The sequence below is a fragment of the Wolbachia endosymbiont (group A) of Oxytorus armatus genome, assembly GCF_964027005.1.
GTDB classification, from domain to species: Bacteria; Pseudomonadota; Alphaproteobacteria; order Rickettsiales; family Anaplasmataceae; genus Wolbachia; species Wolbachia pipientis.
In genome coordinates this window covers 787,675-812,346 of sequence record NZ_OZ034719.1, presented here as the reverse complement: position 1 = coordinate 812,346, position 24,672 = coordinate 787,675, and the positions used below count along the sequence as shown (strand labels likewise).

General features: G+C 35.1%; 24 protein-coding genes, 1 tRNA gene and 2 pseudogenes. 15 read left to right on the top strand and 12 right to left on the bottom strand.

The features are described 5' to 3' along the window. Positions 1 to 38 precede the first annotated feature (38 nt). The gene (locus AAGD79_RS04035) at positions 39 to 854 is read right to left on the bottom strand and encodes a hypothetical protein (RefSeq protein ID WP_341811158.1); all 816 of its coding nucleotides are present in this window, start codon (positions 852 to 854) and stop codon (positions 39 to 41) included. Between the two features lie 233 nt (positions 855 to 1,087). Between AAGD79_RS04035 and AAGD79_RS04030 the strand changes: the two genes are divergently transcribed. Continuing rightward, positions 1,088 to 1,873, top strand: a complete 786-nt coding sequence (locus AAGD79_RS04030) for an enoyl-ACP reductase (RefSeq protein WP_341811157.1) — start codon at positions 1,088 to 1,090, stop codon at positions 1,871 to 1,873. On the opposite strand, the gene secD is transcribed toward AAGD79_RS04030, so the two are convergent. Beyond that, a complete protein-coding gene (secD, locus tag AAGD79_RS04025) occupies positions 1,870 to 3,228 on the bottom strand; it encodes a protein translocase subunit SecD (protein ID WP_237357366.1) in 1,359 nt (452 codons plus the stop codon). The genes AAGD79_RS04030 and secD overlap by 4 nt on opposite strands. Here secD and AAGD79_RS04020 point away from each other — a divergent pair. Continuing rightward, entirely contained in the window at positions 3,215 to 3,496 is a 282-nt protein-coding gene (locus tag AAGD79_RS04020; RefSeq protein WP_039964338.1) for a hypothetical protein, read from the top strand. The two genes, secD and AAGD79_RS04020, sit on opposite strands and share 14 nt — an antisense overlap. Positions 3,497 to 3,625: 129 nt before the next feature. On the opposite strand, the gene AAGD79_RS07000 is transcribed toward AAGD79_RS04020, so the two are convergent. From AAGD79_RS07000 to rsmA, 6 genes are all read right to left on the bottom strand, one after another. Further along, positions 3,626 to 3,796, bottom strand: a complete 171-nt coding sequence (locus AAGD79_RS07000) for a DDE-type integrase/transposase/recombinase (protein ID WP_080717647.1) — start codon at positions 3,794 to 3,796, stop codon at positions 3,626 to 3,628. Between the two features lie 255 nt (positions 3,797 to 4,051). After that, positions 4,052 to 4,198 (bottom strand): IS3 family transposase, encoded by a 147-nt coding sequence (locus AAGD79_RS04015; RefSeq protein ID WP_007548352.1) that lies wholly within the window; start codon positions 4,196 to 4,198, stop codon positions 4,052 to 4,054. A 59-nt stretch (positions 4,199 to 4,257) separates the two neighbouring features. Then, on the bottom strand, positions 4,258 to 4,389 hold the full coding sequence (locus AAGD79_RS04010; protein ID WP_341811156.1) for a hypothetical protein: 132 nt from the start codon (positions 4,387 to 4,389) through the stop codon (positions 4,258 to 4,260). Then, positions 4,389 to 4,523 carry an IS3 family transposase gene (locus AAGD79_RS04005; RefSeq protein ID WP_007548354.1) on the bottom strand — a complete coding sequence of 45 codons (135 nt, stop codon included), beginning with the start codon at positions 4,521 to 4,523 and terminating at the stop codon, positions 4,389 to 4,391. The genes AAGD79_RS04010 and AAGD79_RS04005 overlap by 1 nt, the downstream gene beginning before the upstream one ends. A gap of 63 nt (positions 4,524 to 4,586) precedes the next feature. After that, positions 4,587 to 6,080, bottom strand: coding sequence for an IMP dehydrogenase (gene guaB, locus AAGD79_RS04000; RefSeq protein WP_341811155.1), 1,494 nt, complete (start codon positions 6,078 to 6,080; stop codon positions 4,587 to 4,589). A 116-nt stretch (positions 6,081 to 6,196) separates the two neighbouring features. Then, entirely contained in the window at positions 6,197 to 7,009 is an 813-nt protein-coding gene (rsmA, locus tag AAGD79_RS03995; protein WP_209472716.1) for a 16S rRNA (adenine(1518)-N(6)/adenine(1519)-N(6))-dimethyltransferase RsmA, read from the bottom strand. Positions 7,010 to 7,087: 78 nt separating this feature from the next. On the opposite strand from rsmA, the gene AAGD79_RS03990 reads away from it, so the two are divergent. Both AAGD79_RS03990 and AAGD79_RS03985 read left to right on the top strand, forming a co-directional pair. Further along, positions 7,088 to 7,160: transfer RNA gene (locus tag AAGD79_RS03990), tRNA-Thr, on the top strand. Between the two features lie 24 nt (positions 7,161 to 7,184). Beyond that, a complete protein-coding gene (locus tag AAGD79_RS03985) occupies positions 7,185 to 7,913 on the top strand; it encodes a triosephosphate isomerase (RefSeq protein WP_341811154.1) in 729 nt (242 codons plus the stop codon). A 74-nt stretch (positions 7,914 to 7,987) separates the two neighbouring features. On the opposite strand, the gene dprA is transcribed toward AAGD79_RS03985, so the two are convergent. Continuing rightward, the gene (dprA, locus tag AAGD79_RS03980) at positions 7,988 to 9,076 is read right to left on the bottom strand and encodes a DNA-processing protein DprA (RefSeq protein ID WP_341811153.1); all 1,089 of its coding nucleotides are present in this window, start codon (positions 9,074 to 9,076) and stop codon (positions 7,988 to 7,990) included. Positions 9,077 to 9,137: 61 nt separating this feature from the next. Here dprA and AAGD79_RS03975 point away from each other — a divergent pair, with 61 nt between their 5' ends. The 7 genes and pseudogenes from AAGD79_RS03975 (at position 9,138) to AAGD79_RS03945 (ending at position 15,634) form a co-directional block, all read left to right on the top strand. Beyond that, positions 9,138 to 9,512: a ferredoxin family protein gene (locus AAGD79_RS03975; RefSeq protein WP_010082601.1), complete on the top strand. Its 375-nt coding sequence runs from the start codon at positions 9,138 to 9,140 to the stop codon at positions 9,510 to 9,512. A gap of 493 nt (positions 9,513 to 10,005) precedes the next feature. Beyond that, positions 10,006 to 10,951, top strand: a pseudogene (locus tag AAGD79_RS03970) (D-alanine--D-alanine ligase). Next, positions 10,932 to 11,690, top strand: a complete 759-nt coding sequence (locus AAGD79_RS03965; RefSeq protein WP_264339297.1) for a cell division protein FtsQ/DivIB — start codon at positions 10,932 to 10,934, stop codon at positions 11,688 to 11,690. Before AAGD79_RS03970 ends, AAGD79_RS03965 begins: the two are co-directional and overlap by 20 nt. A gap of 660 nt (positions 11,691 to 12,350) precedes the next feature. Then, positions 12,351 to 13,457, top strand: a complete 1,107-nt coding sequence (locus AAGD79_RS03960) for a D-alanyl-D-alanine carboxypeptidase family protein (protein ID WP_341811152.1) — start codon at positions 12,351 to 12,353, stop codon at positions 13,455 to 13,457. A gap of 114 nt (positions 13,458 to 13,571) precedes the next feature. Continuing rightward, the gene (locus AAGD79_RS03955; RefSeq protein ID WP_244662759.1) at positions 13,572 to 13,871 is read left to right on the top strand and encodes a DMT family transporter; all 300 of its coding nucleotides are present in this window, start codon (positions 13,572 to 13,574) and stop codon (positions 13,869 to 13,871) included. 16 nt (positions 13,872 to 13,887) lie between these two features. Beyond that, the gene (locus AAGD79_RS03950) at positions 13,888 to 14,232 is read left to right on the top strand and encodes a multidrug efflux SMR transporter (protein ID WP_341811151.1); all 345 of its coding nucleotides are present in this window, start codon (positions 13,888 to 13,890) and stop codon (positions 14,230 to 14,232) included. Between the two features lie 266 nt (positions 14,233 to 14,498). After that, positions 14,499 to 15,634, top strand: a pseudogene (locus AAGD79_RS03945) (transposase). A gap of 141 nt (positions 15,635 to 15,775) precedes the next feature. Here AAGD79_RS03945 and putA read toward each other — a convergent pair. From putA to secB, 3 genes are all read right to left on the bottom strand, one after another. Beyond that, a complete protein-coding gene (gene putA / locus AAGD79_RS03940) occupies positions 15,776 to 18,916 on the bottom strand; it encodes a bifunctional proline dehydrogenase/L-glutamate gamma-semialdehyde dehydrogenase PutA (RefSeq protein ID WP_341811150.1) in 3,141 nt (1,046 codons plus the stop codon). 134 nt (positions 18,917 to 19,050) lie between these two features. Beyond that, the gene (gene acnA, locus AAGD79_RS03935) at positions 19,051 to 21,645 is read right to left on the bottom strand and encodes an aconitate hydratase AcnA (protein ID WP_341811149.1); all 2,595 of its coding nucleotides are present in this window, start codon (positions 21,643 to 21,645) and stop codon (positions 19,051 to 19,053) included. A 14-nt stretch (positions 21,646 to 21,659) separates the two neighbouring features. Continuing rightward, positions 21,660 to 22,163 carry a protein-export chaperone SecB gene (secB, locus tag AAGD79_RS03930; RefSeq protein ID WP_006279761.1) on the bottom strand — a complete coding sequence of 168 codons (504 nt, stop codon included), beginning with the start codon at positions 22,161 to 22,163 and terminating at the stop codon, positions 21,660 to 21,662. A 164-nt stretch (positions 22,164 to 22,327) separates the two neighbouring features. Between secB and AAGD79_RS03925 the strand changes: the two genes are divergently transcribed. Genes AAGD79_RS03925 through AAGD79_RS03910 form a run of 4 tightly spaced genes read left to right on the top strand, consistent with a single transcriptional unit; the run spans position 22,328 to position 24,642 of the window. Next, entirely contained in the window at positions 22,328 to 22,978 is a 651-nt protein-coding gene (locus tag AAGD79_RS03925) for a Tim44/TimA family putative adaptor protein (protein ID WP_341811148.1), read from the top strand. 24 nt (positions 22,979 to 23,002) lie between these two features. Beyond that, the gene (gene dnaQ / locus AAGD79_RS03920) at positions 23,003 to 23,698 is read left to right on the top strand and encodes a DNA polymerase III subunit epsilon (protein WP_341811147.1); all 696 of its coding nucleotides are present in this window, start codon (positions 23,003 to 23,005) and stop codon (positions 23,696 to 23,698) included. A 44-nt stretch (positions 23,699 to 23,742) separates the two neighbouring features. Continuing rightward, the gene (locus AAGD79_RS03915) at positions 23,743 to 24,351 is read left to right on the top strand and encodes an SCO family protein (RefSeq protein WP_010962368.1); all 609 of its coding nucleotides are present in this window, start codon (positions 23,743 to 23,745) and stop codon (positions 24,349 to 24,351) included. A gap of 30 nt (positions 24,352 to 24,381) precedes the next feature. After that, positions 24,382 to 24,642, top strand: coding sequence for a hypothetical protein (locus AAGD79_RS03910; RefSeq protein ID WP_010962369.1), 261 nt, complete (start codon positions 24,382 to 24,384; stop codon positions 24,640 to 24,642). The last annotated feature ends 30 nt before the right edge of the window (positions 24,643 to 24,672 follow it).

Genomic DNA, 24,672 nt, shown 5'->3' with positions numbered 1-24,672 from the left:
ATTTAAGTTTAAACTCAATATAAATAAAAAACAACTTTTCAGAAGGCACCGCTGGTAGATTTTGCTGCCTGTTTTTGAGCTATATTCCCATAAATTATTGATACACTTGGTAATTTTTGCATTAATAACTGCTTATTAATGGCAGAATGTATACGATTAATTATTTTAGATGTACTTTTTACATCGCAGTTAATCAAAACAAAAAGCACTTTATTCTCATCAATATACCCTAGAAAATCATCACTACGGCAATTTTTATAAAAATGTTCTATGACAACTTTCAGTGCATCATTTGTCTCGCTACAGCTACTATTTAAGCCAATTATTCCTATAGCTGCATTAATTTGATGTTGAAAGGCGAAATTCAATATAACGTATAACTCTAGAATAGTGGACTCATTGCCCGGTATATCGAATAAGTCATGGTTTTTATATTTCTTACCCATTAGATATTCATCTCTAAAGATTCCTAATTTATGGGACAAACTGATATCACGTATTAATAGCTCATAATTTATTTTATTACTGGCAAATTGTGCAGTGCGGAAAACTTTTACTTTTGTCCTGATATCTTCTCCCTTAGCATCAATTAAGGAAAAATCTATCACTTTAGGTAGTATATCAAGTAAATCGTGTCCATTTTCGGTATACTCTAAATAATTCTTCACGTTGTCAGCTGCTCTTGTGCTTAAGATATTAATTAATGGCTTATTAAGCAAATTCTTCTCTTCATATTTTAACAAATCCCTTGCAACTTGATTGAGCCCTAAAATTAACACGTTTTTTTTCTTATTATCCTGACAAACAGATACCACAGCATCATCTTTTCTTCTTGCAGTTATGAAATCATCCATACTTTCATTCTATACAGCGTATTTATAAGTATAATAAGATTATATTAAGATTTACTTACTTATTAATATGCTTAATTGGGTATAGGCAAAATGTCATATGGGATGGCTTTGTTGTAGAAGAATCAAGATTACTGTTTATAGACTTCAAGTTACTGCAAAAAATATTTTAAAACATAGTGATATCTTGACTTTACCTAGTTAATATTCCAAATTATAAAAAAACAGATAGTTCTATGACGACAAGTCTATTACAAGGCAAAAAGGGATTAATAACCGGAATAATAAATAAGAGATCAATAGCATACGGTATAGCAAAAACTCTCTCAGAGCACGGAGCAGAACTTGCAATCACCTACCAGAATGAAATAATAAAAGAAAAACTATCACCAATAGCAGATGAACTAAATGTGGAGCTAATATTACACTGCGACGTTTCAAATGAAAAAATCATAGATAACGCTTTCGAAATAATAGAGAAAAAATGGGGTACTCTTGACTTTTTGGTGCATGCAATAGCATTCTCCGATAAAAATGAGTTAGATGGTAAATATGTCAATACTTCACTGGATAACTTCCTCAATGCAATGCATATATCGTGCTATTCTTTCACTGCTTTAGCACAAAGAGCTGAAAAAATGATGTCAGGTGGTGGTAGTTTGCTTACTTTATCTTATTATGGCGCTGAAAAAGTTATGCCAAATTATAACGTTATGGGTTTATGTAAAGCAGCACTTGAAGCAAGTATAAAATATATAGCATGTGATCTCGGGCCACAAAATATCAGAGTAAATGCAATTTCCGCTGGTCCAATCAGAACTTTAGCATCTTCTGGAATAAGCGATTTTCACTCCATATCAGAATGGAATAGAAATAATTCTCCGCTCAGACGCAATGTTACAATAGAGGATGTTGGCAAGGCAGCGTTATACTTATTAAGCGACTTAAGTAGTGGCACTACTGGAGAAATTTTGCACGTCGATTCAGGATATAACGTTGTAGGAATGAAGGTGGTTGACTAACAAAGCACTAGTTCCTTCGGGTTCATACACAACTCTATCAGGAGTTTTGTGACTGTGATTGCAGAAAACATCGAACATAAAATTCCTATTGATAAAGTGACAGAAAAGCCTCTAATTGCTCCACTGCCAATAATGAACATTATTCCTGCAGCAATTAATGTAGTGATATTTGAATCCAGTATTGTCTTTATAGCGTTTTTAAACCCTTCTTCAATAGCACGTTCCACTCTCTTGCCAGATTTGATTTCCTCACGAATTCGCTCAAATATTAAAACATTTGCATCCACCGCCATACCAACAGTAAGTGCAATACCGGCAATTCCAGGTAAAGTTAGAGTTGCTTCAAGCAGAGTGAGAATTGATAATATAAGAACTACATTAGAAAAAAGTGCAACAGAGGCCAATACACCTAATTTGCCGTAAGTGATGATTATAAATAAAGCCACGGCTATAATAGAGATTGTTGCTGCCATTTCCCCTGCCTTTATTGATTCTTCTCCAAGACTTGGGCCAATGTTTTTTTCTTCAATTATTTTAAGTGGTGCTGGCAGTGCTCCAGATTTTAAAAGTATTGCAAGTTCGCTTGCTTGTTTTTCAGTAAAATTACCGCTAATTTCTCCCTCTCCATTTAAAATTGGCTCACGTATTGTAGGTACTGTTAAGACTGTGTTATCCAGAACAATTGCAAAAGGTTTTCCTACATTTTCTTTAGTGATTTTCGCGAATCTTTTACTCGCTATGCTGTCAAATTTAAAATGCACTGTTGGTTTACCTAAGTGACCAAATCTAACTGATGCGTTAACCAGCGAATCGCCACCTATTTCAGTTTTGCGGAATATTGGATAAGAATTGCCTAAAGAATCCTTGAGCATGACAGTGGTTTCATGGTCTATATCCTGCACCTTGGCTATGTTAGTGTTTGCCAAATGAAAAGCTAGCTTAGCAGTTTTGCCAAGCAGAGATTTTATCTGCTTGGTATCTTCTACTCCAGGCACCTGCACTAATATTTTATTCTGCCCTTGTTTTTGAACGCTGACTTCCTTTGTGCCAAGTTTGTCCAAACGGCGCTGGACATTGTTTATTGATTCTGCAGCTACTTCACTGATCAAAGAATTTTTATAATGGGGTTTATACGAAATGAGAATCGAAGAATCTTTTCTATTTAGTTCTAAATTTGGATTTATCGCATTAATCAACACAGATGCTTTTTTATAATCATCAATATTATTTAAAGTTATAACGCTATTTTGTACGTTAGATTCAATATTTTTTGTTAGCAATGTCTCTTTTATTTCGTTAGCTAGCATGCTTAGCTTTTCCTTAAAATAGAAGTCTAAGTCTATGTTTAAAAGCAAAGATGCCCCTCCTTTCAGGTCAAGGCCTAAGTTTATTCTTTTTTTCGAAATAAAAAGCTTATTATCAAAGAAATTTGGCAGTGTTATGTATAAAGCAAATAAACAGATGCATAATACTGAAAAAGATTTGACTATAAGTCTGTTATACATAAGTTGTAGGTTTAAAATTGTAATAATTGATTGTAAGTTAAAAATAGATTTTTGTAAAATTCTCTATTTGACCTTACCCAGAAAAAGTAGAGAGAAAGTTAAGACGTTTTTATCATGAGAATAAATTGTGCAGGAATGCAATAGTTAATAGTAGAATGTCTACGTTATTTGTTACAAAAGATTTCTATGTATTCAAATATGGCAGTTCTGGTTTGTTGAGCGAGAAGTATCAATAAGCAGCTCCCTTTTAAGTGAACTTTTCTGCAACAGAGTTATCGTAACAACAGCCCTTATGGCTCATGCTGGAAATGATGTTTTTTGTATTCAATAGAAATTGGTAATTTTGAGAGGTATACTGTGACCCTTGATCGCTATGTAACAGCAGATTTTTATCGGGCTTGCGTTTATCAACGGCCATCAATAAAGAATCTATAACTAATTATCATGTTACTCATTAACCACCATGCGTGAATATAGGTCAATTATTGCCGCCAACAACCTTCTTTAGTTTTTATGTAGGTAATCCCAAACTTTATTTGGCTGATCAGTAGTAAAATTTTGATCCAATGTGTTCGGAGCCACAACTCGGTTGCTTATTTGCTGTTTTTTATTTTTGAACCTTCGTCTAAGCTTGGCTTTAATGCCATTTTCTTGCATAACACTTTGTACTGTTTTAATTTTTGCCTAAAGCTTTTAATTCAGCGTGAATTTTAGGGGCTCCATATCTGCATTTAGAAGCTTGATGTATTTTTTGAATATCTGCTAGAAGCCCTTCTTTTGCTAATTCTTTACTGCTTTTTTCCTTAGCAACCAATACCACCAGTACAAAACCCTACATAGTTCCTGTGTTTTATAGCAATTTCTATATAAAAGAATACTTTACTCTTTTTCTTTGCCCAGGGCTTTTTTTAAGATGTCTCTTTCTCTTGTTAGTTCTTTTTTTAGATTAAATCTTTCTTTGTCATAAGGAGCCTTTGCCTGGAAATGCGTATGCTCCAGACATTTTTCCATCATATTTTCTTACTTAACATACTGCCATCTATACCTAGATCTTTTGCTATTTTTGTACTTGCTTGACCTGTTTCTTTAACCAGCTTAACAGCTTCTAATTTGAATTCTGCTGTATATTCTCTTCTATTTGTCATATTTTGAAAAAACGTTTTATTTTACTCCAAAAACGTCTTAACTTTCTCTCTACTTTTTCTGGACTACTCCGAATCGGTTGACAAATTGGACGTTTGATAAGCATAATTTGGAGCTTCTTGTGTAATGACTATATCATGAGCGTGACTCTCTCTTAATCCTGATGCAGTAATAGTAACAAATTTACAATTTTTTTTCATCTCTTCTATATTCCTATTACCAGTATACCCCATTGCAGCTTGCAATCCGCCAATCAATTGATGGATTACTCCTGAAGCTGGACCTTTGAATGGAACTCTTCCTTCCACTCCTTGTGGAACTAATTTGAGTTTTGAATCTTTATCTTGAAAATAACGGCTAGCTGAACCTCGTTTCATTGCACTAATAGATCCCATTCCTCGATAGCCTTTATATGCTCTGCCCTTATACATAATAATCTCACCTGGGCTTTCGTCAGTGCCAGCAAAAATCGAACCAATCATCACAGAGTCAGCACCAGCTGCAATAGCTTTTGCAACATCTCCTGAGTATTTTACCCCACCATCAGCAATTAGTCTGACGTTTCTTGCTCTACACGCCTCTGCAACATTCTTGATTGCAGAGAATTGTGGCACACCAACACCTGTAACTATTCTGGTTGTACAGATTGATCCTGGTCCTATTCCAACCTTCACTGCATCAACACCCGCATCAATCAACGCTTCAGCAGCCTCCTTTGTTGCAATGTTTCCGCCAATTAATTGCGTATTAGGATACATCTTTTTTATTTCCCTAATGGTATTGATAACGTTTTCGGAATGACCGTGAGCAGTATCCACAACAACTACATCAACTTCTTCTCCGATCAAAGCTTCACATCTGTCTATACCATCTTTTTTACCAGTGCCAATTGCAGCGGCAACTCTGAGACGCCCTTTACTGTCTTTACATGAATTTGGGTATCTATTGTATTTTTCAATGTCTTTAACCGTAATTAAACCTATACAACAAGAATTTTCATCTACGACCAAAAGCTTTTCTATTCTATTTTCATGCAACAATTTCATTGCTGAGGCACTATTCACTCCCTGCTCCCGCACTGTCACTAACTTATCTTTTGTCATCACTTCGGAAACTTTTACATTCATGTTCTGGTCTTCAATAAATCTCACATCTCGGTTAGTTAAAATTCCAACTAACTTGCGTTGATCGACTACAGGAATGCCAGAATAATTTTGCTCTCTCATTAATGAAATTGCTTCCGCAACTGTTTTATCCGGTGAAATCGTAATTGGGTTATACACGATCCAACTTTCATATTTTTTCACCCTTCTCACTTCTAAAACTTGTTCATCTATTGATAAATTCTTATGTATGCAACCTATCCCTCCATGTTGGGCAATAGCTATTGCAAAGCCCGATTCAGTAACAGTATCCATTGCAGAGGATATGAGAGGGATATTTAGTTCTATACTATTTGTTAAATAAGTTTTTGTATCTGCATCGCAAGGCAATATATTAGAATAGGCTGGCAAAAGAAGTATATCGTCAAACGAATAACAAGCTTCCATTTTTTTCATAGGCTTTATTTAAAGCTTATACGCCAATTAATTAAATTGCAATAGGCAAAATTAGCTAGGAGCCTTTAATTGTATAGCTCTAACTGTTTTTAGGAGATAGAAAAGCTATATGGTTGCTAATACATTTTATTGCAAAATAAGCATTCTACATTATTTGCCAGCAAACAAAACTGCTCAATAGTTAAGTTTTCTGGACGCTGGTTTCCGCTCAATTTAGCGTTTTCAAGGACAGTTTCAGCGTGGTTCGTTATATTTTGCAAGCTATTTCTCAGCATCTTTCTTCTTTGAGAAAAAACGACACGTGTTAATCTTGTTAAGGTTTCCAAATTTACTGCAAACTTTGGGGTAGGCAAAGGATTTACTGTAATTACTGAAGAATGTATTTTTGGTCTTGGAAAAAACTCTTTAGGTTCAATATCAAATTCCTTTTTTATATCACATAGCAACTGGCTTAGCACTGATAAGGAACCATAATCTTTAGAATTGGGTCTTGCCGTAATGCGATCTGCTACCTCTTTTTGAAACATTAATGTCAAGTTCGTAAAAAATTTTATATTATTTAACCACTTTAAAAATAACACTACCGAGATATTGTAAGGCAAGTTAGCAATAACTTTAACTGGGCGCTCTATCAGCTCTTCTTCTGTAACATGCAGTGCATCCGCTTCTATAATTCTATACTTTCCTTGATGCTCATTTAGCAGTTGGTCATGGTGTTTTACTAAATCTCTATCTTTTTCTATAGAAAGTAGAGACTTTGGATTATGCACCAATATTTCTCTTGTTAATGCACCATATCCAGGACCAATTTCAATGACATTAAAATTTTCCAGACTACCAGCTAAAGCGACGATTTTTTTTGTTATCTCACTCGATAAAATAAAATTTTGCCCTAGACTCTTTTTTGGCTTCAGTAAAAATTTTTTCATATTATTTTCATTATACAGTATTTTAAAAATTAGTTGACGAAAATTCATTGATAATTGTATATTATTAATGTGTTTAACGCCGGCTTAGCTCAATTGGTAGAGCAACTGACTTGTAATCAGTAGGTTGTCAGTTCAAGTCCGACAGCCGGCACTCTCGCCCATATAAGTAAAGTTGATGTCCTTTTTAATAGTAGCAAATTGGAAAATGAATGGAATGCGTTCTTCATTTGTTGACTTTATAGGCAAACTTAACAACAAGAGCAACGAAATTACCTCTAAGCTAGTGATTTGCCCTCCTTTTACATCATTGCCAGATAGTATAGAGCTAAGCAATAATATTAGTATAGGAGCACAGAATTGCCATCAGAAAAAGTCCGGTTCTTACACAGGTGAAATTAGCGCAGAAATGTTAAAAGAACTAGGGTGTACTTACGTAATACTTGGGCACTCTGAAAGGGCTAATGAAAAAGATAGTGAAATAAAACTTAAGTCGGAAATAGCAATAGAATCAGGCTTACACCCAATTATCTGTGTAGGTGAAAATTCAGAAGATTATAAGAATGAAAAAACAAAAGAAGTAATAGAATATCAATGTAAAAACCGCTTGCCAACACACGGTGAATATACCGTAGCATATGAGCCAATATGGGCAATAGGCACAGGTCATGTGCCAAATAATGATGCAATTACTGAGGTGATAGAGGTAATAAAATTGTGTACTGGTAAAAAACACATTATATATGGTGGTTCAGTTAGTTCAGAAAATATAGAAAATTTGTTAAATATTTCAAATTTATCAGGAGTTTTAATTGGCAGTGCAAGCTTAGATTTCGATCACTTTTATAAAATTATACAACAAGTTGAAAAAAAGTTTTCTCTTATCAATTCTAAAATCAGCAACTAAGAATCCTATGATAAATGTCATCATTCCAGTGTCAAGCATATATCTGTACGAACATCTAGTATAGCTAAAGTAATCTAGAAAATTAACGATATTTTATTCCCCGGTGAACGCTCTATTTTGTTTTCCAACTCTAGTTCTAAAAGAGCCATTAGAGCTATGTTGGTAGAAAGTCCGCTTGCTAATATAAGTTCATCTATATCAACAGGTACAGAGTTAATATGATCAACTATAACAGATTTTGCCTGTTGTAATTTTTCTTGTTTTTGGTTAACAGAGTGGTGCTCAACATCAAATAGGTTTTTTTGCTGCGGAGGTAAACTAAACCTAATACTCTCTATTATGTCATCAGCGGATTCGATAAGCTTAGCACCGTTTTTAATTAAATAATTACTACCACTACAGCGTGAATCTAAAGGGAAACCAGAAACTGCAAACACCTCTCTCCCTTGATTTAAAGCAAAATCTGCTGTTATTAGAGAGCCAGAACGTTTCGATGCTTCAATCACTGCAACACCTAGCGATAGGCCAGATATAATTCGATTCCTTTGAGGAAAATACTGAGGCTTTGGTTTAGTAGCAAATGGAAGCTCAGTAATTACCAACCCACCATTCCCAGTGATTTTTTTGTATAGATCAAAATTCTCTTTTGGATACACCACATCAATTCCGCTTGCTGTAACAGCAATAGTGGGGTGATTTTTGTATATTACACTGTTTGCTGCAGTATCAATTCCTCTTGCAAGTCCAGAAATGATAACAAAACCAGCTTCACTTAAATCAAGTGCCAACTTATTGGCAAAATTTCTTCCATTCATTGAAGAGTTACGCCCACCGATTATTGCAATTATCTCACGGCTTAATAATGATATATCACCAAGCGCAGTTATTACAGGAGGACAACTAGGGATATTTCTTAAAAGATCAGGGTAATCTGGGTCACATGCGGGTATAATTTTAGCTCCAATTCTTTCTGCATTATTGATTTCTTCTCGTACATCTTGAATGCCATACACCTTATCATTAGCCACCCTATTGAGATATTTTAGCACCTCATCTAGCGATCCGTGTGTTCTTAGTATACTAAAAAACTTTATTGGTCCTATGGTTCTAGCCAGGCTTAACCATACTTCTAATTCTTTGTTGTTCAATTTATTTATCTTCATAAAAAGCTTGAATTTCTTATCAATTTAGTGTACCCAAGATAATGCAAATATACAGTGTTTTATGACGCATTTTGTTACAGATAAATGCATAAAATGTAAATATACAGACTGCGTGGAAGTATGTCCCGTTGACTGCTTCTATGAAGGCAAAAACATGCTCGTGATTAACCCAGATGAATGTATTGATTGCGGAGTGTGCATACCTGAGTGTCCAGTAGATGCAATTGTAACTGATGATTCCATAAAAGATATTTTAGAACTAGATGAAGAGTTGCTGAGCAGCGAACAAAAAACTTTCAAGTTATTTTACGATATAAATGTAGAATACTCACAAAAGTGGCCAAATATCACAGCTAAAAAGCAACCCCTCTATACTGCAGAAGAGTATAAGGAAAAAAAGGATAAAACAGCTTATTTTGACGAAAATTTAGAGTAATATTAACAAAGAAAAAGATCAGACTCCTTGCATAACCATATGAAAAACTAGCAACTCACTCTTTTTTGTCATTCCAACGCGTGACGCACAATCGTACGAACATTGCAATTTGCAGGTGGCAGATGGTGTCATGCAAGTAGCTCTCCTTTGTCATCCGAGCCCCTATGATGTCATTCCAGTGCTCTGACTACTTGGATCCAGAAAAAAAGATGATGTCATCCGAGTAGCTGACACTGGTTCCTTTATGACGGTGTCATCCCAGTGCTTGACACTGGGATCCAGGAATTTTATTAAGTATAAAAGTAGCCGTTTTATGTTAAAATACAACGTTTTGATGATTATGAAAAAGCTGGATTTCAGACTGGAATGACACCACCTGCAAATTGCAATGTCTGTACAGTTGTGCATAGGATAGAGCTATAGAATTTTTCAAAGCGTTTTTTCTATTGAAGATAAGAGCATCTTTTATATATGCTATATAGTAAAACATAGAATGCCCATGATTCCAACTATAGCAATTTTAAGTGGTGGGTTTTCTTGTGAGAGAGAAGTATCGCTTATGAGTGGAAAAGCAGTAAAAAAGGCGCTTGATAGCCTTTCATATAATGCAATAGAAATAGATGTTGACAGCAACATTGCTGAAAAGCTTAAAAAAATTAATCCCCACCTTGCTTTTATCGCTCTGCATGGACCTTATGGTGAAGATGGCTGCATTCAAGGTTTACTGGAGATTTTAGGTATAAAATATACACACTCAGGAGTTATGGCTTCTGCTGTTGCTATGAATAAAGTGATGTCAAAGCATATATTTCGATCCCTTAGTATCGACACTCCAAAAGGTTATGTAATTAGCCGAGAAGATGTACTAAAAAATAATATTAAAATCGATTATCCGTACGTCTTAAAACCAATTAACGAAGGTTCAAGTATTGGAGTGCACATAATTTTCTCGCACGAGGATTACTTAGAACTGAAAGATAACAGTTCTACTATAATGGAAAAGATGATTATAGAAGAATACATTCCAGGTGTAGAGTTACATACTGCTGTATTGCTAAATGAAGCAATTGGCACTATAGAAATACGACCAAAAAATAAATTCTATGATTATGAAGCAAAGTATACAGATGGATTTGCAGAACATATATTTCCTGCTGAAATTCCTGACAATATATATAAAATGACCTTGGAACATGCACTGAAAATTCATCAATTTTTAGGATGCAAAACTATTTCCCGCTCAGATTTCCGTTATAATCCCAAAAATAACACTTTAAAAATGCTTGAGATTAATACACATCCTGGCTTTACTGAGTTATCATTAGTGCCAGAAATTGCAAAATTGGCAAAAGGAATCAATTTTAATGAATTAGTTAAAATTATTATTGAAGCAGCACAAAAATATTAGGGATTTAAGTCATGTTGAGCAATGTTACTAGAAGCCAAAGGAGTTTTTTGCGCAAGTGTGCCTTGGTTATTATCACAGCACTTTTTCTTACGCTAATACTCTACAGCTCACTTGATAAAATAATAAATCGATTTAATTACTACTTTACTTGGTATAATGACTGCCTATCCAGTTTATTACTCAGTAGTGGATTTTCAATCGACGAAGTAGTTGTGAGCGGCAATAAATTTACAAACAAAAAAGATATTCTAAGTTTGACAGATAGAACGCAACCTATCCTGTATATATCACTTTCAAAACTTGCCGGTAACATACAATCCGTAAGCAGATGGATAAAATACGTAAGAGTTCACAGAATTTTACCTAATACCCTACACATTAATATAGATGAACATAAACCGTTTGCTCTCTGGAAAGACAATAACAAGACCTCGGTAATTGATTTCGAAGGCAAAGTGATCGTAGATGACTATCCAGTAGATGATCTTGTTGTAATTACAGGACAAAACTCGTTATCAAACCTAGAATTTGTTAAAGATGTGTTAGAGAGTAAAACTCAATTAAGTGACCACATTTCCTCTTTTGCTTATATAGGGAATAGAAGATGGAATATCATATTTGATAACGGTTCCACAGTGAAACTGCCTGAAGATAATCCTTATAGTGCATGGGACTATTTAAACCACTTGCAAAATACAACTGATTTTACTTTCAGCGATTGGAGTATCATTGATATGCGTATTACTGATAAAATTTTTGTGAAGAGGTGATCTGCTGTCATCCAAGTAGCGGGATACTTAACCGTCATACCGCCGCGGCGCTAACAAGTAGCGGACCGTCATACCTTAACATAGATTCCGCTAACAAGCAGCGGGATGACGGTTGTCGTTTAGCTACAAATATTAAGAAATTTACCAAACGAAAAAAAAGGCAAAAGAAGCCCCGTGGTTGGCTAATTACTTACATTATACTTTCAAGTATGGCGTTTTTTTATTCTAAACGCTTAATAACCGCGATTTAGCTGCTTTTTAATGCAACTAACCTTTAGTCATAAATGTTTAACAAATTTACTAAACAGAAAAAAAGGCAAAAGAAACCCTAGGGTAGCTAGTTATTCACTATCCATTTTTTAAGTTGGCGTTTTTTTATGTTTTAAATGCTTTATAAGCGCATTTTAGCTTATATTAGGTAAAAACCTAGAATTTTATAAAGACATAAGGTGCACATAGTGCAAAAAATTAAACATGAGACGCCAGATACGTGAGTTTTTTTGTCATTTAATCTGTACAGAGAAGATAAATAAATAGCTTCAGTTTCATGATAAGGGGGCTGGCGAGGTTTGTCAAGGAATTTTTATGCAAGAGATCTATTGAAATGCCCCTGTAAAATTATACTATTAATTAGTGCACTATAAATTTAAAATTATAGATATGTTAAGCAGATTGGTAATTTTGCTATTAGTTTTTATACTTCCTTTTTCTTCATACTCATACCAGTTTAGAACCAAAGCAAAGCAAGCAGTAGTCTTAGATTTAGCTTCAGACTCATTCATTTTTGACCATAATTCTGATGAAAAAATGGCCCCATCTTCAATGAGCAAGCTAATGACTTTATATATAGCCTTCGATTATCTAAAAGCTGGAATAATACACATGGAGGATAAATTTCGAGTAAGTAGAAAAGCGTGGGAAAGGAGAGGCTCTTCTATGTTTTTGAAAGAAGGTCAATCCGTTACGGTGAGGGAATTACTTGAAGGAATTACAATAGTCTCAGGCAATGATGCCTGCATAACACTAGCCGAGGGCATTGCAGGATCAGAAGAGAATTTTGTGGCTGAAATGAATGAAGTTGCACAAAATTTGAATCTGAATGACAGTCATTTTGTCAACTCAAGCGGGTGGCCAGATGAAGATCATTTTATGAACGCAAAAGACTTGGTAATGCTGGCAAAAAGGATTTTCACCGATTTTCCTGAACATTATGATTTATTTTCCGAACAATATTTGACATATAATGAAATTGTACAAAAGAATAAAAATCTTCTACTTTTTCACGATATTGGGGTTGATGGCTTAAAAACCGGTTATACAAATGCTGGTGGTTACGGCATTGTAGCATCTGCAAAACGAAATGATAGGAGAATTTTTGCTGTCGTAAATGGTTTAAACACTGAGAAAGAGCGAATAGAAGAAGCAAAAAGATTGATACAATACTCCTTAAATCATTTTAACACTAAGAAAATATTCGTTAAAGACAGCGTAGTTGAGGAAGTAAATGTTCTCTATGGAAAAGATAGAAAAGTGCCTATTACAGTTGCAAACGATGTTACCATAACTTACAACCGCAAATTGCATGACCAAATTAAGGTGCGTATTGAATACAAAGATATGATACCTGCACCCATTAAAAAAGGTCAAGAAGTGGGCAAAGTTTTTGTAGAAATACCAGGTATTGAGCAACAAACTACACCACTTTATGCAGCAAATGACGTGCAGGAATTGAATTTCGTAGAAAAGTTTTTTAGGATGTTGTTTTAAGTTTGATATTAAAGCAATTCCGAAAGAGAGATCTATTGCACTTTAGTGTAGTTTTAACTAACAATTTCTGTTACAATACAAGATTGAAATGTTACGAAAATGTGCTGGTTGTATTTGTTGCTGTCTAGTATCCTAGAGATACTGTGGGCTGTAACGCTAAAGTTTAGTAACAGTTTTACTAAAGTTGTGCCTTCGATTGCAACATTGGTAATTATGATCATTAGCATTTACTTTTTATCTCTTGCAGCATGCTTTCTACCTATTAGGGTATGCTATGCAGTTTCCTCTGGAATATGCACAATTGGAATAACTATAATTGGGGCAACCACTTTCACAGAGAATATTAATTTATCTCAAGTTTTATGTATCGTTTTAATTGTAATAGGAAGCATAGGGCTAAAGCTCTCTATTTAAACCTAAAAATTTATGCATGAATTGGATATATTTACTCTTATCGTCACTAATTGAAGTGTTCTGGGTCATAACACTTAAGCATAGTTATGGATTTACTCATCTCGTACCATCAATAATTAGCATACTCTCCATGGCTTTTAGTACATATTTACTTTCGCTCGCTACACGTTCTATACCTATCGGAGTATGCTATGCAATTTGGACTGGAGTGGGCGCTATAGGAGCTTCGATACTTGGAGTTTACCTATTTGATGAACCAGTTAATTTATTCGAAGTAATATGCTTTATTTTAGTTACATTCGGGATTATAGGATTAAAATTGTTTGATACTGCAAAACAAACTGTTGATAAAATGGAATAAAAGATCCCACTGGGATGAAAGAAGCAGATACTCCATATTGTCATGCAAATTGGAATCCAGACTTTTTTCTATATAGCATGGTGAAGACGGGAAACCGTAACCGTTCACACAATGGCGTCAACTTAAGGAAAAATATCAGCGATAGTGTATAAAATTTCTCTCTAAATTTTTTATCATTAAATTATCCAAAGAGTGCAAGGGACAGCACTTTTGTTTCTGTTTTATTTCAACAAAGAAGTCTAAAATGTGTCCTTTTTAGGTGAAATATGCAAAAAGGAAAAAACCTTATTCTACAAATTAAAAATATAATATACTCGAAAACTTTTCAGAAAATCCATTGTGTTGAGTTTTACACGAACAAGCTTTTTCGACAGTATTTTCTATGATTTTAAAGTTAGTTAAAAAAAGTTTGGGAATAGAATGTGAACTTATGGAGCCATTGACATGTACCCTCAAAGCAAGCTTTTTCTAAAGCAAGGTATAAGATTTGCCATACAGGCTTTCAAGAATTTAAGCATCCAAACAGCCTATCAGGATGAACCTGAGTTGGAGAGGCTATAGACTTATTGCAGCAGATGGTTCTGGTATGAGATTACCCAGCTCTGGGAAAATTGTATCCGAGTTTGAACCAAATGGAACAACAGGCACCATTGGCAATTTGTTTGTTGATTTGTGTACTTCGCTGATTTGTAGTGCTCGTCTTGCAGCTTGGAATATAGGTGAACAAACGTTGGCGGCAGAGCAATTACCCGAAGTTATCACTCAAATGCGTTTATTAAATCAAGAGAAATTATTATTTATCTATGATCGTCTTCAGTAAAATTCATTCAGCAGCATTATGATTTGGAAGTAGATTTTATTTTTTGCTTGCAAAAAAGAAATTATAGTAAGCTATGGGAACGCTGGCGAATTAGATTTTGATTTTATATTAGAAAATGAAAAGCTAAAAAATAAAATGAAAGGACAGAAAGTAAGAGTTATAGTGCTGACATTAGCCAACTGAGAAACAGAGTTTTTGACCGAGACTTTGGAGCAAAGCTTATGTGTTAAGGTGGCACATAGAGGAGTGCTATAAACGACTCAAAGTAGGAGCAGAGTTAGAGAATTTTTCTGGAGAGGCTGTATTACAAGAATTTTGGGCAAACTTGGTCATGTGCAATATATTATCGCTTCATATATGTGATGCACAAGGGCCTTGGAACCCAGATCAAATTACTGAGTATCGTTTAAATTTTTCAGTTTTATTTGGTGTAATGAGGCAGAAACTCTATCAGGTACTTATTGCGCCAAAAAACTTTCAAGCCCTTTTTAAGTATACGCGCTAAAGTTAAAATCCGACCGGGACAGCCGCAATAAAGTAGATAAGCCTAAACGCCATCATGTCTTTAGGAGAGTTTGCTAATGAAAGTTCTTAAGTTGACGTCATTGGCTGAATGGATACGATTTATTTCAGTGCATGAGCTGGTCCTTTTCGGATTTTAGCGCTGTGTACATAACTGCACGAACGTCTAGTTTAGGGGTAAGAAAAATTAGGGCCTGCAAATTAATCCAAACACATAAGTGTAGTGTTACCACCAAATGCTGTAGTGTTAACACTTACAACTTTTTCTGTAGAAAAACGCTGTAAATAATGAGGACCACCAGCTTTTGGCCCAGTGCCAGATAGTCCTCTACCACCAAATGGTTGTATCCCAACTGCTGCACCTATCTGGTTACGGTTGATGTAGACATTTCCAACTGATATTTTTTTACTTATAGTATCAATTTGACTTTGTATACGACTCTGCAAAGAAAACGTGAGTCCATATCCAGTACTATTTATATCACTTATAACTTCATTTAATTGTGACTTGTTAAAACGTATGATATGTAAAATAGGACCAAATACTTCTTGCTTTAATTGCGAAATTTTTTGTATTTCATAAATATATGGAGGAAAGAAATAACCATTATGAGAATTTGTATCCATGGGTACTTTAAATAACAGATTTGAATCTTCGTCCTCTGACATTTTTTGCGTATGTTGAGTTAGCATATCGATAGATGCTTTGTCAATTATTGGACCAATATCAGTACTAAGTTGTATTGGGTCACCAATCTTGAGTTCTTGCGCTGCACCGCATATCATTTTTATCTGCTTCTCTGCTATGTCCTCTTGAATAAACAGCACTCTAAGTGCAGAACAGCGTTGACCACTGCTACGAAACGCAGAAAGCAAAGCATCCATAGCCACTTGCTCTAAAAGAGCAGAGCTATCAACTATCATAGCATTGAGCCCTCCTGTTTCAGCAATAAGTGGCACAATAGGACCATCCCTATTTGCAAGCATTTTATTGATTATTTGAGCAGTTTGTGTTGAGCCAGTAAAAGCTACTCCGGCAATTCTATTGTCTGGAACTAATATTTTGCCTAAATATCCACCATCCCCAGGAATGAGGTGTAACACATTCTTTGGTATCCCAGCTTCATGTAGTATCTTAACAGCTTCGTAGGCAATAATCGGCGTTTGCTCTGCCGGTTTTGCCAGCACTGCATTACCTGCTGCAAGTGCAGCTGAGACCTGCCCAATGAAGATAGCGAGCGGAAAATTCCACGGTGATATGCATAAGAAAACTCCTCTGCCTTCAAAAAAGATGAAGTTATCTTCACCTGTTGGGCCCGGCAATTTTTTCCAGTCGCTCAGTTCATTTTTTGCTATCATTGCATAATAACGCAGAAAGTCGATTGCCTCTCTTACTTCTGCTATTGCATCGGATAAAATTTTTCCTGCTTCCACAATCAGAATGTAAATTAACTCTTTCATCCTTTCCTCAAGCAAATCTGCAGCTTTTTCAAGGCATTTAGCGCGCTCTTCTGCTGAAACATTCTGCCACTTAGCAAAAGCACTATGTGCTATTTCAAGAGCGTTTAAAGCTTGATTGCTTGTTGCACTTGACACTTCTCCAATTACATTTTCCAAATGTGCAGGATTCACTACTTCGATAAATTCAGCATTATCAAATAGTGCTTTTCCATCAATTATTGGTCCAACTTGCCACTTTTTTTCACTAAAACCCTTTATATCATCTGCAAATTGTGAGACTATCACAGAATCACTAATATCCATCCCCAAGGAATTTTTTCTTTCTGGTCCCAAAATATCTTGTGGTAATGGAATGCCTGGATGAGGTTCATAATTAAAATTTATAGCTTTTTCCAGTGGATCTGAAATTAACTCATCGATTTTAACGTTAGGATCACTTATTTGATTAACAAACGAACTATTAGCTCCATCTTCAAGAAGGCGTCTTATAAGATAAGGCAACAAGTCACTATGTTCCCCAACGGGTGCGTAGACACGACAGCTAACATTTGTTGCAAGCTCTGACATTGCATAATCATATAAGTCTTTTGCCATTCCATGTAAGCGTTGAAATTCAAATCCAGGGTGGTTTTTATCAGCAAGTTCCATGATAGAAGCAAAAGTATAGACGTTATGAGTTCCAAAGCATGGGTAAAAGCTGTTTGGTTTACTCAAAAGTTTCTGTGCGCACACGAGGTAAGATACGTCAGTATAGCTTTTTCTTGTAAATACTGAGTAATCATTTAATCCCAATTCTTGCGTACACTTGATTTCTGAATCCCAATATGCACCTTTTACAAGCCTCACCATAATTTTGTGCTTTGATCGAATAGCAACATCCTCTACAAAGTCAAGAACAGATAAAGCACGTTTTTGATATGCTTGTACAGCCAAGCCGAGCCCTTCCCACTCAGAAAGTGATTCATCAAGCCGTAATTGTTCAAACAAGATTAAGGAAATTTCAAGCCTTTCTGTTTCTTCTGCGTCTATGCATAGTGAAATGTTGTATTTTTTTGCCTCGCGGCAGAGCTCTAAAACCTTAGTGAATATCTCACCAGCAATTCGGCCAAATTGACTAAATTCATAACGTGGGTGTAAAGCAGAAAGTTTGATTGAAATTCCATGGGATTTAAAACAATCATTTATTTCAGTGGATTCACCTATAGCTTTTATTGAGTGCATGTATGAATTAAAATACTCTTCTGCATCCTCAGTTGTGTGAGCAGCTTCGCCAAGCATATCAAAAGAGTATAAAAACTTACTATTGTCATCTAGTTTTGCGTACCTTAAAGCTTCTTCTATGGTTTCTCCAACAACAAAATGATTACCAAGCATAGACATTGCTTGTTTTACTGCTTTGCGAATGATCGGTTCTCCTAAATTCTTAAGTAACTTAGAAATTGCGTAATAGAACTTCGAATCGCCTTCATTATCTCTCAATATACTGCTACCTATCATTAAACTCCACGTGGAAGCATTGACGAACAATGAAGAAGAATATCCTAAATATTTACTCCATTCTTGATTGGCAATTTTATCTTTGATTAGCTCGTCTATTGTATAATCATCTGGTATTCTAAGTAGCGATTCAGCAAGGCACATCAATGCTATTCCTTCATCATTGGAAAGCGAGTATTGCTGCATAAAGGAATCTACAATACTTAATTTATTGTGTTTGATTTTTTCAATAACTTGTTTTGCAATATTATAAATTCTATTTTTTGAATCAGCCGAAAGCTCTGCTTTTTCTACAAGATAACGTATATAACTCTTTTCATCAGTACGATAAAATCCTTGTAAACGTTTTCTGAGTTCATTAGGTTCTTGTATAGAGCTTATCATATATAATTATCTCCAAAAAATACTCCGACACCATATGTATGGTGAAATTATATCATAACTTTGCGCAGAGCAAATTGCTATTTACAAAGGGATCAGAGCTGGCTAAAAGAAGTCCATGCAATAACTTCACTAAATCAAAAAGATTGTGCAAGTATGTAGCTCAACACTCCACCACACATCAAGTATTTAGTCTCAGTTGCGGTTTGTACACAGCATTTGAGTTGAATTGATTGCCTTGAATTATCCTTTCTTTTGATGATACATTCTAGATTTCCACCTGGCACTATTTCACCTTTTATGCTTATTACCTTACTACCATCAAATATCTTTCTGGTTATTCCATTTTGAAATACAAGTGGAAGAACACCCATACCAACTAAGTTGGACCTATGTATACGCTCAAAGCTTTCTGCAATGACAACTTTAACCCCCAACAATAAAGTACCCTTTGCTGCCCAATCCCTACTTGAACCTGTGCCATATTCTTTTCCTGCAACAATGATTAGAGGTACATTATTTTCCTTGTAACGCATTGCTGCATCAAAAATTGACATAATTTCTTGAGAAGGAATATATTTTGTATATCCACCTTCGGTGCTAACCATTTCATTTTTTATTCTAATGTTAGCAAAAGTGCCACGCATCATTACATTGTGATTACCACGGCGAGACCCATATGAATTGAAATCCTGTGGTTCAATTCCAAGCCCTTTTAAATATAGACCGGCAGGACTACTCGAGGCAATATTTCCCGCAGGGGAAATATGATCAGTAGTTATGCTATCGCCAAACATTGCCAATATTTGTGCACCCTTTATATCGATTTTATTATTTTTAGGTGATAAGTTATCAAAATAAGGCGGATTTTGTATGTAAGTGCTGTTTGCATCCCAATTATAGATTTCACTTTTTTCACACTTTATCTTTCGCCAATGTTCATCACCAGAAAAAACATCCTTATACTTTTGTATGAACATCTCACGTGTTACCACACTTTTAACACAATCTTCGATTTCATTGTTTGTTGGCCATATATCTTTGAGATAGACATCATTTCCATTCTTATCTTTGCATATTGAATCTTTTGTCAGATCAATTTGCACAGTACCAGCAAGTGCATATGCAACAACAAGTGGCGGAGATGCCAAGTAATTAGCTTTGACTAACGGATGAATTCTTCCTTCAAAGTTACGATTGCCAGATAAAACTGCAGCAACGGTTAAGTTTTTGTTTTTAATGCCATCTTCTATATCTTTATTAAGTGGACCAGAATTCCCAATGCAAGTTGTGCAACCATATCCAACTAGATTAAAACCCAAAGCATTTAGATCTACCTGCAATCCAGACTTTTCTAAATATTCTGTTACAACTTGTGACCCTGGAGCAAGAGAAGTTTTAACCCAAGGCTTTGATTTTAATCCAAGTTTAATTGCATTACGAGCTACAAGACCTGCAGCAATCATCACACTTGGATTAGAAGTATTAGTGCAGCTTGTTATTGCTGCAATAACTACACTTCCATCTTGGAGTTTATCGCTTTCCTTTGACTCATTAACTAAAAATGATTTAGAAAAAGACTCTGCCACTTGTGAAAGAAAAACCTTATCTTGTGGTCTTTTGGGACCAGCCATTACTGGCTCCACGCTTGATAAATCAAGCTCTAGTGTGTCAAAAAATGCTAACTCGTCACTACTACGCCACAGTCCTTGCTCTTTCGCATAAGCCTCAACTAGCTTAATCAGCTTTTCTGGCCTTCCGGTTAAGCTTAAATAATCTAGCGTTTTTTGATCAATTGGAAAAAATCCACAAGTTGCGCCATACTCCGGGGCCATGTTTGCTATAGTGGCTCTATCTGCCAAAGATAAATAATCTAAACCATCACCATAAAATTCTACAAACTTACCAACAACGCCTTTTGTTCTTAGGATATTGGTAACCGTCAGCACTAAATCGGTCGCAGTTACTCCTTCCGACAATCTGCCAATTAATTTAAATCCAACTACTTCTGGAATCACCATACTAATTGGTTGACCAAGCATCACAGACTCAGCTTCTATGCCTCCAACACCCCAACCAAGAACTGATAATCCGTTAACCATTGTAGTATGGCTGTCAGTACCAACTAAAGTATCAGGATATATGACTCCATCATTATTACACACAACTTGCGCTAAATATTCAAGATTCACTTGGTGGCAAATCCCTGTGCCAGGCGGCACTACTCTAAAATTTGTGAAGGACGATTCTCCCCACTTTAAAAATTGATATCTCTCCAAATTTCTTTTTACTTCTAGCTCAACATTCTTACTGAATGCAGAAACACTTCCATAACTATCTACTTGAACAGAATGGTCAATCACAAGATCAACCGGTACAGACGGATTTATATTGCTTGGGTTTCCTCCATTTTTCTTAACATAGTCCCGCATTGAAGCTAGATCAACAACAGCAGGAACCCCTGTAAAATCTTGCATCAACACCCTTGCTGGTTTATAGCTAATTTCGTGATTAGTGTGTTTATTAACGCAGTCTGCTAGTACTCTTATGTCATCTAGCTTTACGTTTACTCCATCTTCATTGCGCAATAAACTTTCAAGCAGAACCTTAAGTGAGCAAGGCAATTTAGTCACATCTATTCCTAAAAATTCACTAGCACTACTTAGGCTAAAATAGTTGTATGACTTCCCGTCAATGTTTAAAGTCGTTTTTGCATTTAAAGAATTGTTCATCCTATCACACTATATTAGTTAAAATTGGAATTACTGCCGTTACTTTTTTGTTGTTGACCTTGCTGCTCATACATAGTTTCGAAATCTATCGGATCTAGCATCAGTGGGGGAAATCCACCACTACTTGTAACTCTTGCAATTATTTCTCTTGCAAAAGGAAAAAGAAAAGTAGGTCCGCCAATAAACAAAGCTTGTCTTACCTCTTCCTCACTCAACTCTTTTAAATTTTCTATTGAAAAAATACCACAATATTTCGTTTCACAAATGAAAGCTACGCCATCTTTTATTCCTTCATCTTTTACCGTTGCTTTGACTTCTATATGCAAAGTAATTTCATGGAAAGATTTTTCTTCATTCACTTCTTCTTTGTTTTTCGTCCCTTCTAATTTTGCTGAATTGATATTAACCATTACATTAATATCTGGAGCTTTACTAGAAGAAAGGAATGGCGAATTCGGATTCTCAAATGATAGATCTTTAACATATTGACCGTGAATTCTCATTTTTTGTTGTGGCATTTCTTACGTCTCCTTTAATTAAGTTGAGATATTTAATACTTTCTTATATAATATATTCATTTACAAACGAATAGCAAACCTGATTATAAGTTGATATGCAAAACATATTTTCATTAATAATTAATAATGTTCGGATACTTTATATGCCAAGGAGTTGAGTTACTATGATAGAGCTTGTAATATATGCTTTATTAGCGGCGTTCATTTTTTCACGTTTGTATAATTCTTTAGGAAGGTCAGCCAACCTCAACCTAAAAAAGCTAACTAGTATATTGGATGTAAGCCGAAGTAGAGAAGAAGTAGTAGAAAACATTGAGGGTTACATTGATAGCAATGATGAAAATTCAATAAAAGTTACTTATGAACAAATATTAAAAAAAAACAAAGATTTTTCTATTTCCCACTTTATAGAAGGTTCAAGCATAGCTTTTGAATTAATAATAAAATATTTCAATCAAGGAAATCTGTCCCAGTTAAAATCTCTCTTGGATAAAGATTTATACAACAACTTCGTAGAGAAGATTAAACATCGTAAAGAGATACACGACTCTATAATTGTTTCTATCGTTTCACAAAAGATTTTAGAAATAAAGCTAGTAAAAAACGCAGTGTTTATTGCAGTATATTTCCTTTCAGAGCAAATTAACTTCGTTAAGAACAATGAAGGAGATATAATATCAGGTAGTACATCCACTATTAATAAAGTTGAGGATGTATGGCAATTCAAAAAAAATGTTAATTCATCAGACCCAAGCTGGTTGCTTGTTTCTATTCACTATAAAAAGACAAGTAACGATAAGACAAATGACAAGTAAGATTAGTTTTATTTAGAGTTAACCATGGAAAGCAAGCTACGCGAACTAGTACTTGACACTGAAACGACAGGTCTTGACACTGAATCTGGTCATCGAATTATTGAAATAGGGTGTGTGGAATTAATTAATCGTATTCCAACAGGTAAAGTATTCCATCGGTACCTTAACCCAGAAAGAGATATACCTTATCACTCGTTTAAGATTCACGGTGTTAGTGAAGAATTTTTAGAAGGTAAACCATTATTTTCAGATGTTGCACTTGAATTTCTTGACTTTATATCTAATGATATTTTGGTAATTCACAACGCTGAATTCGATGTTAAGTTCCTTAACATGGAGTTAAGCAAGCTGAATGCTGGGTTAATTTCCTCAGACAGAGTGCTAGATACATTACCTCTTGCGAGGAAAAAATTCGCAGGATCACCTGCTTCTTTGAATGCATTATGTAAGCGTTTTGATATATCGCTAGAGAATAGAGAATTGCACGGAGCACTAGTTGATGCTCAATTGCTTGCAAAGGTATATGTTGAACTTACAGGAGGGTTACAAACCTTTCTGTTTGATAATGAATGCAATCAGGACAGTAACTCCACATTCGTTCAGCATAAAGTACGTAATCTAACTCCCAGAGAACATTTACCAAATAGTGAAGAAATTGATGAACATAAGAAACTGTTAGACAAAATTAACAATACACTTTGGAATAAATATATTGAATAGGTTAACCAATAAAGATACAATTCAATTTTACTGAGAGCATTCTAATGGTAAGGTTTATAAGATTATTATCTAATGTGCTAGCAGCATTAGCAGTTGTTTTTTTAGGTTATTGTTATTTCACTAAAAAAGGCATATTTGCCCCAGCAGCGATTCACAACGCAGAAGTTAAGATAGGCGGAGATTTTTCTTTAATTAATCAGGACGGACAGATCTTGCGCAGTAGTGATTTTAAAGATAAATACATGATGATTTTCTTTGGGTTTTCCTCATGCAAAAGAATTTGCCCTATGAACCTTGGAATAATTTCAGAAACACTTGCAAAGTTAGATGAGAAAACTAACAACAAGCTACAAACATTCTTCATCACAGTCGATCCTGAGCGCGATAGCACGGAAAGACTTAAAGAATTTCAGCAGCAATTTGACCACAGAATACAAATGTTAACTGGTGAAAGAGAAAAAATAGACGAAGTAATTGCAAAGTATAAAGTATATGCTAGCAAAGTTGGTGGAGAAGAAGAAATCAACCATTCTTCAATAATGTACCTTATTGGCCCTGGAGGAAAATATGTTACACACTTTGCAGCTGATTTAAATTCAGACGAAAGTCAATCTGATAAGATTTTGGCTGAGATAAGAAAATACGTAAACTGAATTATAGATTTTTCTGTTAATTAGTCGAGCATGCAACTGCATGAGCATTATGATTTGAGAGCAATCTCCATGGGAAGACACACACAACTGTACGAACGTTGTAGTTTGGGAGCAATTCCCACCAGTGGGGTGTCATCCCAGTGCCCAGACACTGGGATCCAGCTTCTATGCAACTTAATTAAAAACGTTTGTTTTAGCGTAAGACAACTACCTTTAGCTCATCAGCTCAGTTATAAGCAAAATTTCTGGATTCCAGTGGGCTTTGTTGCATCGCTACTTATGAAAGGCTAACTATAGTTAGGATTATAAGTATAGCTCTTT